The following is a 12,487-nucleotide window of genomic DNA, read 5'->3' on the forward strand; positions in this document are numbered from 1 at the left end:
ACGAAGATGCTTAGAAGAAAGAGCGGAAGGCGGCGAAGGGCAGAGAGGTGCTCCTGCATCGCTGCGCTAGCTTCGTCCGCGGAAAGCGTCCGCCTGGAGCACTTTCTTCGTTTCTTCACTCTTATTGAGTTAAAAAAGTAAATTCTTTAGTTCAACTCATATAGTTTATTATTTGAATCCTTTTTTTACAGGGGCATGATTTCGCCTATGCGTCTTCTTTCATTGATTCCTCTGGAATGACTTGGTTCAATACAATAGCAACAAAACAGGCTATTGTTATTCCAGATCCGCCAAACAGCAACTTGATAACTTCTGGGAACGCGTTCATCGCATCGGGTACTTGACTTAATCCGAGTCCAAACACCAAAGATAACCCAATGATAATTTTTGCTCTTTCGTTTAAAGGCTCTGACGTCAATATGTCTATGCCTGTTAACGTAATCTGAGAAAAAATAATGACTGTGGCACCTCCAATAACTGCTGGCGGCATGGTAGATACAAGGGCTCCAATCTTAGGAATAAGACCAGCCAGTATTAAAAACACAGCGCCAACAGCTACGACATATCTACTCATTACTTTTGTAAATGCGATCATTCCTACATTTTGGCTAAAAGATGTATTTGGCAAAGAATTAAAAATCGCTCCCAGAGAAGAGGTAAAACCATTGGCTATGACTGAGCCGGAAAGCTCATTTTTTGTAGGTTCTCTGCCTGCTCCCCCAGTAGTCATTGCTGTAACATCTCCAACTGTCTCAACAGATGTCACGATAAACATAATTAACATCGGGAGGATAGCTCCCCAGTAAAATTCCATGGGAAAATAAAAGGGTTGTGGAACTGAGAACCAGGTAGCTTCTCTTATGGCTGTAAATTCTACCATCCCCAGTGGCAAAGCCACCATATATCCTATGACAATGCCGATTAAAATAGAGGAGGTTTTCGCCATTCCCTTTGCATATCGATTTAAAAAGAGCACAATGGCCAATACCAGCAAAGCCACCAGCCAGTTTTTAGCTGACCCAAAATCTGCAGATCCACTTCCTCCAGCCATCGATACAATACCTGTAGGCAAAAGTGACAAACCGATCGTCAGAACTACGGTACCTGTTACAATCTTTGGGAAAAACCTTCTTAATTTCTTTATGAAAAATCCTAAGGTTCCGCCAAATAAACCACCTATCAGACTTGCACCCAACAATCCTGATATGCCGTAGGAGCTTGCAATCACGATATTTGTAGGCAGAAATCCAAAACTGGTACCCATCACTACCGGGAGCCGTGCGCCAATCATCCATATTGGGTAACATTGGATAATCGTTGCAATTCCTGCCATGATCATGGCACTTTGAACCAGTATCGTTAAATCCGTTCCGGTGATGCCAACCACACCTGCGATGATAATCGGGACAGCAACATTCCCTAAAAACATTGCAAAAATATGCTGCAATCCCAAAGGTATTGCTTCTCTTAATGGGGGTACACCATCTATATCATATTTACTTGTATTTTTAACTTTCGCTTCATATCCAACTGCTTCTTTCATAAAACACCTCTTTCCACTTTTTTTATATTTTATTCGATCTCCAATATTTTTTTTACTGCATAATCGGCTCCTCTTTCTCTTGAGATGTTTTGCCAATGCAGCAAATTGTCTTTGGAAATCTCTTCTATTTCAGTAAATGCCTTTGCTAGTTCTTCTTTGCTGAAATTATTTGGATCCAGCACTCTTCCTAAATTATTCTTTTCAACATCATGGGCGATATTAAACTGATCGCTGGAAAATGGTAAGATGACCATCTCTTTTCCATGGTACATCGCTTCTGTTAACGTGTTGCATCCACCATGAAAGACAACGGTGTCCACATAATGCATCAGCGCGATTTGCGGGATAAAATCTTCTATGATGGTATTGGGCGAACTGTATTTTTTTAATTCCTCCGCATTGCTGCCTGCAGAAACGATCAATAGCGCATCAGGGTAACTTTCTCTGGACGATAGGATCAGTTTTTCAAGTACATCTTTTCGATTGGATAAAAAAGTCCCTAAACTGATCATGATGATTTTTTCTTTTGTATCTATTTTTTCCAGCCACTCTTCGTCTAACGCAGCCACTTCAAATGAATTCCCGATAAATAGTTCCTTTGGGTTTTCTTCATTTTTTTCAATGTTGTTAAAATCAAAATAGTTGTAGATCACAGCTATTTCAGAGACCAAACTAAACGCATTGCTGATTTTTTCAATAGACTTGTTTCCAGTAATAATATCGTTGAAAACTTCAGTAAATTCTCTCTGGGTTTGAGTTGAAACCTGCTTTAGCATCCTCAAATCTTCTTCCTTGACCGTTATCGCCTCAGGCCAGTTTTTCGGTACATTAAAATACTTTCCTTCTTTTGGAATCGTATTGGGATGAGGCGGACAAAATGTGACAAAAGGCAGTCCTAAAAAATACAGGCTCAGCGTAACAGAGTACGACAATATGTCCACCACATAAAGATCAACATCTATTGAATCATCTATGAACTTTATCTTATCGATAAGCTCTTGTGGATTGTAAAGCATATCAGCCTTTCTGTGGCGAGACTGAGTAATCAGTGTTTCTACTGCACCTTTTCTTGTCGACTCAAAAAATTCTTCCAATCTTATTCTCTCAGTATCTGGTTGTATGGTGTTTTCACCTTTGCCTGTATTTTTATTTGCACTTATATCGATTTCATAAAAATTCAAATTTTCTTTCAATATTTTTTCCTTAAATTCTATACTGCAGCCAAAGGTCACTTCTGCACCATATTCTTGAAAACTTTTGGCTAACACCAACAACGGGTTAAAATGCGAATAAAAAGGGGGACTGATAAAAAATATTTTTTTATATTTCATGATCTTCTTCTCCTTTTAAAGACAAATAAAATGATACAAACTCATTTGAAATCTTTTTAATCGAAAAATTTTCATCTACCGTTTTTTGTCCTGCAGCTTGAATTTTTTTAACTTCATCTTTATCGATTTTAGAATCATAAAGATGGTTTTCCGCGTCCTTTGCAATCGTTTCCCAATTGCTTGTGTCGATTAAAAAGCCATTTTCCCCATTTTTCATATAACTTTTAACCCCACCTTTTATCGGGCCCAGGGTTAGAAATCCTATCGACATAGCTTCTAGAATAGCTATGCCAAACTCTTCTTTTACACTTGAGCACAGATAGATATGAGGGTGGGTAAAGTCTCTCTTAATAATATTCTTTTCAAGCAATCTTATATCCAAATTCGACATGGCACCTTTATGTATGAACCTGTCTTTGAATTGAGGATTCCTTTGTAAGTAATCCTTAAAAAAATCCATAACCATTTCTTCTTCTTTATTGGGTCTCTCTAGGTCTCCCCCGATTATTAAAAGATTATGAGTTTCCGAAAGCTTGGAGTTTGACCACGCTTTTAAAAGTTCAATCTGCCCTTTTAAAACAGATAGTCTCCCTACGTTTAAGATTACAGGTCTTTCAAAAAAGGCTTTCGTTGTTTCACTTAATGGTATAAGGCGATTTGAAAATATAGCCATGTCCTCTACATCAATTGATTTTTCTAGTTGTATGCCTTCACCTATCATTTTTATTTTTCTATTTACATTTTCATCTTTAAATTGAGGGAAATATACCTCAAGTTCTGTTTTCACATCTGCATTCCCTATACCAACGATTCCATCGCTTGTGTGGATTAATTCATCACCTATTTTTATCTTGTTCAGTTTTTCAATCAGCTCGTTAAAATCAAGTTCTTTTAACTGGCCCCTTCCATCAAACATGTTTCGGTGTGGGTCTGGCGTTAGTGTAAATACAAGTTTTCTATTCCATTCTTTACATAGATGAGCAACCGCTTTAGAAGCGTTGTCCAGAAATCTGATATGAAAGACATCGGGCTTTATGTTTGACTGCTTTAAAAAATTGGCTATATATCGTTTTATAAATAACTCTCTTTTGATAAACTTGTCCCTTACCGACTGATCTAAATAGATTGGCAATCTAATAAATATATGTTTATCTCCATGAAAGCTTATAAAGGGCTTATTTAATTCTTGAGTTATCGTAATCGTAAATACATGGGATATACGACTATCTTTCGATATCTCTTCACCCAAACCTTTTAATAATACGGCTAACCCTCCATTGTTTCCTTTCCCGCTGCCTTCAAAATCTCCATAAAACATTGACTGCAAAATTGAAACACCTGGCTTTTCAAATTTGAAATCTGTCTTGAGAAAGTCCATATAACTATCAAAAAACACTTTGTTTTTCTCATTTCTTATATGCTTCTCCACAAATGATTGATCAACAGCTTCTCTTGAATACAAGTTCGCTAATAAATTTATTCCCTGGATTTTTATGCTATCTGGGTAATCTAAGGTCAACAATTTATGGAGATGATCTTTAAATCCGTGTCTTTTAAAACGATCCATATAGTCCAGTAAGATAGAAGTGATCTCTAAATCCAGTTTGTATTTCTGAAGCATAAATAAGATATCGTCATCACTTAAACTATCTAGACCACATTCAATACAAATGTCCAAAACGTGATAGAGCTTTTGACTATCATACTGTTGGTTCAATAGTACGTCTTTTATTTTTCTCTCTACTCCTTGCTTGATCTCATCAGTGAATAAGTTTAAAACAGCATCTACTATAAATCGGTCTGTAGAGGAATGCTCTCCCAAAAACGAGATCAATTCATCTATTTCTTTTTCACTTAGTTGCTTGTTCAGCTCTAGTTGCTTTATCGTTCGAATTTGCTTGATCACTCTTGTTTCATCGGAGTTTATCGCCTTACTGTTATTTATGTACTCATCTAAAAATTGGAGAGGATAACTATGATTACTTTCATTGTCATAAACACGATTTCTAAACTCAATAAACTCATTCATTTTTCACCCTCCAATGCTTTTAGTAGATCAGTTTCTTCCTATTCTATACCACAGGTGGTGCTACTATATACTCAGACGTTTCTTCATTCTTTTTAATAAACCGAAAGATGCCAATTAATGCCAAAAATTTTGAAGCAATTAGGTGCAAATATACTCTATTCCTTATACATCATTGCTTTGTACTGCATAGTTAACTACCAATTAGATATAAAGGATACACTATACTTTCCTCACTCCTTCAGGCCACTTACTGAGTGCGGGACAATAAAAAAACACACCTGCCAGGTTGATTCAGCAAGTGTGGAAATATAGTTAGTAACTTGAAATTTGTTCGGCATAAGAGCGCTATTGAAGTCCCGCCATTCGGCTAGACTATCAATTACTTATGAACAGCCGTGATCTCTTCCATCAATCGTACCCATTCTTCTCTCTTGAAATCATACAATTCCAGCTCTGTTTTTCTCAGAACCAGGTGGATGCTGTCGAATTTCTCGTCTGACCGGAACCGCCACCAGCTTTTCACTGCTGAAGCCTTTTTGCCTGGCGAGTAGTAATTCAATGTTTCTTCGGGATCTATGATATCCTCCACCTTGTCAATGTCTAAATAATTATGCGGAAAGTCAATATAGAGGCCCAGCGCCGATTTATGAGGCGTAATGTACCCAATTTTATGCGACGATTCCGCGCCACTCCAGGGAACTGGTTTATCGCTGGCGATCAGAAGCCGGTCGTCCACATCTTTTTCAATCTTGCAATTCGGAAAACGGTTAAACGCTTCGAGCAGCTCGCTCATTTTTTGTTCTACGGTTTTGTTCACTTTGCTATCCCATCCTTTTCAATTCATCTATCCCTCATGAATGTTGCAATTCCTTCTAGGCAAGATAATACCACTTACTATATGAAGATTTAATATCCCACTACCTGATATTCTATCACGTTCCCCTAATTGCTCCGTGTTTAAATCGTATTGTTTTGTCAGAAACGTTCAGAATTATTTCTTGTCCCAGGACGACACAATTTTTTTGAGCGTCCCTTGCTTGAAATGGGTCGATTAAGGATATAGTAGCTGTACAAGATCTTTTCGGTTCGGTATCACCTGTTTTTTTCTTATAAGCACTTTTCCTATACCCGATTTTATAGCTTTACATGACACTTGAAACTGGATCGATCAGCAGGCGTGATACTCATTAGGAGGTCTCTAGGATGAACCCACAAATCTTAATCGTCGGAGCTGGCCCCACTGGCCTGGCTCTTGCCTATAGCCTGGCGCGTCAAGGCGTGCCCTTTCGGATCATCGATAAAAACGCAGGAACCGGCACAGCGTCACGTGCGCTTGCCGTGCATGCGCGCATATTGGAGCAGTACGAGCAACTGGGCCTGGCCGAACGCAACATCAAGCGGGGCCATCCGATTTTGTCGCTGGATGTCAGCGACGGCAAACGAGTGAGAGCCACAGTGAAATTCCATGAGTTGGGCAAAGGGCTGAGTCCGTTTCCGTTTATCTTGAGTTTACCGCAAGACGAGCACGAAGAAATTCTGGTGGACGAATTAAGCAAAATTGGCGTCGAAGTGGAATGGAATACCGCGTTGCTTTCTTTTGAAGACACGGGAGCTGGCGTGAACGCCGTGATGCAGCAACAAGGACAGCCAGAAGAAACAGCAGAATTTGCCTATTTATGCGGATGCGACGGAGCCGGCAGCATGGTCCGAAAAGGACTGGGACTCGACTTTCCCGGCGGCACGTACAAGCAATTATTTTTTGTCGCCGATATCGAAACCGAGAAACCGACAGACAACATGCAAAAGATGAACATGTACATGGACAATGACGGCTTTATGCTCTATATGTCCGTCCGCAACGCCAACACCAAACGAATCCTCGGCATTGTGCCCGAGGAATTGAACGAACGCACCGATCTCGAGTACCATGACATCAGCGAGTACATTGAAAACAAAATCCGTGTGCACGCGGCCAAGGTCAATTGGTTTTCGACCTACCGCGTCCATAACCGCGTAAGCGAGCACTTTGCCAAAGGGCGCGTCTTCATCTTAGGCGACGCCGCCCACCTGCACAGCCCTGCCGGTGGACAAGGCATGAACACCGGCATTGGGGACGCCCTCAATCTGGCGTGGAAACTCGCAGCGGTAGTTCAAGGTAAAGGCGACCCTATAATATTGAGCACCTACGAAAAAGAGCGAATCGTCTTTGCGCGCCGGTTGATCGCGACAACCGACAAAGCGTTCCAAACGATCGTCAGCCAAAAACTGCGCGGCACGTTGCTGCGGGAGTATGCCGTACCCTATGTCCTGCCGTCAGTATTCAAATTTTCCTTCCCCTCAAAAAATGCGTTTAAGATCTTGTCTCAAATCCACATCAATTACCGCAACAGCCTCTTGAGCAAAGGCAAAGCCGGCAAAGTCTACGGCGGCATGCGCTTGCCTTGGATCAAAACTGACATAGGCGATAATTTTGCGCCGCTGCGCTCAGCCGATTGGCAAATCCATATATACGGCAAAGCACAGCCCGAGCTCATTGACTTTGCCCACTCGCAATCGCTCCAGCTCCATGAGTTTGCCTGGGAAGCACAGATGAAAGACGCAGGATTCAAGCAAGATGCGCTGTACCTGATTCGGCCGGATGGGCATGTGGCGCTTGCAACTGAAAAACAATGGGTGCGTGTGTTGAAAATGTATTTGGAGGCTTATGGGATTGTGGCTTTTGGAGCGGAGTGAGGATAGAAATATAAAAGAGGCTGGAGGAATAGGTCCGTGATGGGATCATTCCTTTAGCCTCTTCTTACAAATTTATATTAAGCATTTAATTTATATTGCTCTGCCTTACCATACATGCCGTTTTCAGCTGTTCCATCATTCAATTCCGCAATAATGACCTTAGGTCTGGAAGGACCGACTATTGTAGAAATATAGCTAACTTTAAATGTGTAAGTAGCTTTTTTGCGGAAGTTTCGATATTCAAGCGAATTTTCTGTAGTTGTCCAATAAAAAACATTGCCATCTCTATCTATTAAAGCGATTATTCGATATTCGTCGTTTTCAAAGCAAGAAACAAACTCAAGCTCCTTCGTATATTTCTTTCCTTTTTCAAATCCGTTCACTTCTTTGATTGCAAGCACCATCGAAATACACCTCATTCCATAGTGGTATGCATTTAATATAACAGAACTTACGTTCGTTTTCCAGTCAAAAGATTAAAAATATTAGAATATTTAGTTCATTTAGCAACTATCGTGATTATTTAGGATAGCTCACATACTTTTTTGCATGTTAGTACTTGAGAATCCCACTTCCCAGGGAACGACACAACTCCCAAACAAAATATGAGCTTGAATAAAGCGCAACAAGCGCCGAGAGATACGCTAATTTTATTGATCAGCCGGTGTATATGATCCCAGATATACTGCTTATGGAAATCTGAACAGCATTAAGTTCTTCATCAAAGTCAATTACTTCTTAGATAAAAATACGAAAGCCGTATCTGTTAACCTTTGAGGCTACGAGATACGGCTTATTCTTCATGCAGTTGTAGTTAATGAACTCAATCCTTTTTGACACAGTGGCGCGTTTTCATTCATCTGCTGCAGTAATCTTATAAATCGTACCGCCATCAGTGCTTGCAATAAGCGCGCCATCCTCAGTTACAAGAATATCACGGAAACGTTCGCCTTTATCAGTTAATAGACGTTCTTCTCCAACGATGGTGTCACCTTCAATAACGACACGTGCAATATAGCTCGACACTAAACCACCGATGAACAAGTTGTTCTCCCATTCAGGAATTGCATCGTTATCATAGAATGAACTACCACTTGGCGCACTTGTTGGATCCCAATAATATCTTGGTTCAATAAAGCCTTGCGCCTCGTGTTCTGAAATACCACCATTGATTAATTCACCAGTGTACTCGATGCCATAAGAAACAATCGGCCATCCATAATTATTGCCTGGTTCAACAATATTCAGTTCATCCCCAGCTTGTGGACCGAATTCAACAATCCACAAGTCTCCTGTTTCAGGGTGGAAGTCCACACCTTGAATATTACGGTGACCGTAGCTGTAAATACCATCCAGTGCTTCTTCATCTTCGATAAATGGATTCGTATCTACTGCTTCTCCATCTTGTGTAATGTGAATGACTTTGCCTAAGTAAGCATCCAAGTCTTGCGCACGTTCGCGAATTGGATCATCTGAACGTTCACCAGTTGTTAAGAATAGGTTGCCATCCTCATCAAAGATAATACGTCCACCATAGTGTAAGTCACCTTCATATGCTGGTGTTGCTTGGAAGATTGTTTCAAAGTTTTCCAGTGAAGTTTCATCTTCTGATAAAACACCTTTACCGACTGCAGTTACAGTACCATCTTCAGCATCTTCAGAATACGTCAGAAATACCATTCTTGATTCGTCAAAATCAGGTGCAACGGCTACATCAAGTAAACCACCCTGACCTTCGCTATTTACTTCTGGTGTACCTTCGATTGGTTCTGAAACAGCGAACTCATCAAGGTTTACAATAAGAAGTTCTGCTGAATCTCTTTGCGTAACAAGTAAGCGGTTTGGTTCAAACTCTTCCATACCCCAAGACACGCCAAGACCGTCAACAACAACTTCTTCATTAAGTTCTGTTTCAGTCACTACTGCAGGTGCTCTTGTTTGTTCTGGAAATGCTGGTTCAAACTCAGTAACTTTTGGTTGAGATTCTGCACTTCCATCATCGACTCCTTCAGTGCCCTCTTCAGCGGCTTCTTCAGTGCCCTCTTCAACACCTTCTTCTGTTTCAGCACTTTCTTCTGTTGTAGCATCCGAATCAGCAGGTGATTCTTCGTTTGAAGTTTCATCATTGCCACATGCTGCCAAAGCCAATACAAAGATCAGCATTGTAAAGAGCATTAATCTTGCCCACGAAAATTTCGCCATCGTTTTTCCTCCCTTTTCTAAAATAGTAAACTGAATAGAGATTAAAATTCAGCACCCTAAAACCCAGTATAAAAATCAGGTAAGACTTTCATATCAAAACTAAAAATTATGAAACGTCTTTGAAAATAAATTACCCGAATTTACTAAAAATAAAACAATTATGTTACTTTCCTGTGACAATTACTAAATTCTTGTAACAATAGCTTATTAAAAGACAACAACCGGAGTTGCTGCCTTTTGTGATGTATTCAGCCTGTCTTTGTCTCGCGTCCCCCTGCACGGCGTAATGGTTGGCAGATGTTACATACACATAGATCCGCAATGCTGCCAAAGCCATACCCACCGTCTGTGTTGCAGTGTCTGGGTATGGGGCGCATAAGAATGCAAGGTTCCAAGAGACAGGTAGGCTTCAAGGAAACCAAAGTCGAGGAAAGACAGCCCCGACTCTATGCCAATATTTGCAGCAAGTGATAATGTTCCGTTTACGATGATGATACCCACCAGGTTCGGCATCATCTGTGAAAATATGATTTTGATTGGGTTACTCCCCAGGGTTCTTGAAGCATTGATCCAATCAAGCTCTTTCTCCTGCAGTGCCAGCGAACGGGTCAGCCTAGGCCTACCCAACCACAGGAATGAAGCCGCAATTACACTGAACTTCCAACTATCATCATTTCCAGCAGTCCCCAGATTGTCCCTGTGTAAGAAAAAATTATGAATAGTTACCTCTTGAGATAAAAATACGAAAGCCGTATCCGTTAACCATTGAGGTTTTTGGTTACGGCTTATTCCTCATGCAATTGTAGTTAATAAACTGAATGGGATTTGAGACAGGGCGTTATTTTCAATAAAATTCAATGATTATTTCATTTTCTTCATCGGATTTTAAGAATGACTTTAAAACTTCCTCTGTTCTTTTATCGGCTTCCGTTAAAAATCCTTGCTCGATTTTCTCTTCTTCAAATTTCTTTTTTTCAGTATTGATGTCTTCAATAATTTTCTGGGTAGGAGGATCTAAAAAGATATTCCCTTTCACATCTTCAATCTTCAAATTTTCGAGCTCGACAACATTATCCAGAACTTTCGCTTTTGGAACTCTAACTGTAACTTGTTTGCCCACTTCGTCATAGGCCACTTCCACTTTCGAAAGATCCGACCCAGCTTTCAGATATCCCGTGTACTCTACGAGCTTTATCGTCTCTGCAAAGCGAATATCAGTCATCAGAATTTTCCTGTCATCCCGATTTACCATTGCTTTACTGTACTCATACTTCAATGTCGCCAGCTCTGACACCTCCACGACTCGCTCCTGGATTAAAGACGTATTAGAACTTTGGCTAGAAGTAATACCAAATGGTTTAAATTGAATAAAAACAACCAAACCGGCGATTACAATAAGTAACATTGAAATAATAACTCCTACTAACAGCTTTTTCATCTGAATTTGCTCCTCACATATCCTTCCACTCGTTTAGGCAACAAGATAATCTATCCTTTTGCTTTTGGATCGAATGAATATATATTTGATTTTTTAACTGGTATAAATCCATAGGTTTGGAAGTGGAAATTTTATATATGAAGCTGTAGATATGTTTTGCCAGAGAAGCTATCATAATTCTCTGTACTCAGACAAACACCTTCTTGGCTGTCTTTCCAATTATCCCGGTTCCTATTCCATCGACAGCTCCGCCAATAACGCCGCCAGCTATGGGTATGGCTTTCCCTAAATTTATTAATCCTTTTTCTCCAAATTTCGTGAGTAATCTAAAACCAACTTTTTGATTTATAGCTAAAATCACTTTACCTGGTATCTTTATAACGCCTTGCTTTGCAAAGGCATTACCTACTTTAATACCAGTTGACTTGAATATATCCGATGCTGATTTTCCCGTTAGGCAAACAAACACAAAAGTTTTAACTTGATCATCTTTTAAGTCATAGCCTTTCATGTGTGCAATAGCTGCTATCATTCTAACTTGGACATACATAACAGAAGCAATATTTGCGGGCAAAGTAACAGGCATTATAATTATTCCACCCAATCCGGTAAGAAAGCCACTAGTGGCGGCTTTAGTATTTTGCCACCGAATCAAACTGTCTATTGCTTGATCAGCGGAATCATGTTTTGATAAAAAATTCTCCGCCATTTCATAAGCTGAATCCATTCCAGGAATACCATCTAAAGATTTTTCATATGCCCAATCCAACATTTGTTGCACTTTCCCGATTGAAACTTCGTCTGCTGCCACAAATTTTTCCTCCTATTTAAAACTAAGTTTATTGAATTTTAGTTTAACAGGTATTAAGAAAAATTAACTCATAATTTTCTAATAAAAGGATAAAAAGTAGTGTTTTTTTATTTCTTCTTCCTTGGAAGCGACAAATTTACAATTTAATATATAAGAATGGAGAAAAAGAAAAACCACACCGAAATGCTGTTGCAGTCGGTGTGGTTATGTATGAAATTGTAATGTTTAATCAACATCGCTTAGAATTCTTTTGTTCCCACGGACGCTTTTTAAAAGTAAGCGTCCGTGGGGAAACCTAGTTTCTTAGAAAAGAAAATGCCTTTCCGTTTTTTTGTCGGCAAGGCATTTTTACTTTTCATTTTGGATATAACAGTCTCTTGGAAGTTCCTTCAACCCGGGC

Annotated in this window: 10 protein-coding genes; 1 reads left to right on the plus strand and 9 read right to left on the minus strand. The window is 39.8% G+C overall.

All coding sequences use genetic code 11. The features are described from left to right. Positions 1–205: 205 nt before the first annotated feature. The 4 genes from AC1MEO_RS09645 to AC1MEO_RS09660 all read right to left on the minus strand — a co-directional run bounded on the left by AC1MEO_RS09645 (position 206) and on the right by AC1MEO_RS09660 (position 5,720). On the minus strand, positions 206–1,543 hold the full coding sequence (locus AC1MEO_RS09645) for a uracil-xanthine permease family protein (protein ID WP_480335943.1): 1,338 nt from the start codon (positions 1,541–1,543) through the stop codon (positions 206–208). A gap of 29 nt (positions 1,544–1,572) precedes the next feature. Then, positions 1,573–2,874 (minus strand): glycosyltransferase, encoded by a 1,302-nt coding sequence (locus tag AC1MEO_RS09650; protein ID WP_480335945.1) that lies wholly within the window; start codon positions 2,872–2,874, stop codon positions 1,573–1,575. After that, on the minus strand, positions 2,864–4,903 hold the full coding sequence (locus AC1MEO_RS09655) for a glycosyltransferase family 4 protein (RefSeq protein ID WP_480335947.1): 2,040 nt from the start codon (positions 4,901–4,903) through the stop codon (positions 2,864–2,866). Before AC1MEO_RS09655 ends, AC1MEO_RS09650 begins: the two co-directional genes overlap by 11 nt. A gap of 379 nt (positions 4,904–5,282) precedes the next feature. Next, positions 5,283–5,720 carry a hypothetical protein gene (locus AC1MEO_RS09660; RefSeq protein ID WP_480335949.1) on the minus strand — a complete coding sequence of 146 codons (438 nt, stop codon included), beginning with the start codon at positions 5,718–5,720 and terminating at the stop codon, positions 5,283–5,285. A 386-nt stretch (positions 5,721–6,106) separates the two neighbouring features. Between AC1MEO_RS09660 and AC1MEO_RS09665 the strand changes: the two genes are divergently transcribed. Continuing rightward, entirely contained in the window at positions 6,107–7,636 is a 1,530-nt protein-coding gene (locus AC1MEO_RS09665; protein WP_480335951.1) for an FAD-dependent monooxygenase, read from the plus strand. 77 nt (positions 7,637–7,713) lie between these two features. On the opposite strand, the gene AC1MEO_RS09670 is transcribed toward AC1MEO_RS09665, so the two are convergent. From AC1MEO_RS09670 to AC1MEO_RS09690, 5 genes are all read right to left on the minus strand, one after another. Continuing rightward, positions 7,714–8,040, minus strand: a complete 327-nt coding sequence (locus AC1MEO_RS09670) for a hypothetical protein (RefSeq protein WP_480335953.1) — start codon at positions 8,038–8,040, stop codon at positions 7,714–7,716. A 448-nt stretch (positions 8,041–8,488) separates the two neighbouring features. Next, positions 8,489–9,838: a PQQ-dependent sugar dehydrogenase gene (locus tag AC1MEO_RS09675; protein WP_480335955.1), complete on the minus strand. Its 1,350-nt coding sequence runs from the start codon at positions 9,836–9,838 to the stop codon at positions 8,489–8,491. A 300-nt stretch (positions 9,839–10,138) separates the two neighbouring features. Beyond that, positions 10,139–10,465, minus strand: a complete 327-nt coding sequence (locus tag AC1MEO_RS09680) for an ABC transporter permease subunit (protein WP_480335957.1) — start codon at positions 10,463–10,465, stop codon at positions 10,139–10,141. A gap of 217 nt (positions 10,466–10,682) precedes the next feature. Continuing rightward, positions 10,683–11,276, minus strand: a complete 594-nt coding sequence (locus tag AC1MEO_RS09685; RefSeq protein WP_480335959.1) for a DUF4230 domain-containing protein — start codon at positions 11,274–11,276, stop codon at positions 10,683–10,685. Between the two features lie 187 nt (positions 11,277–11,463). Then, a complete protein-coding gene (locus AC1MEO_RS09690) occupies positions 11,464–12,087 on the minus strand; it encodes an EcsC family protein (protein ID WP_480335961.1) in 624 nt (207 codons plus the stop codon). Positions 12,088–12,487 lie beyond the last annotated feature (400 nt).

It is taken from the genome of Planococcus sp. BI3, assembly GCF_056680115.1.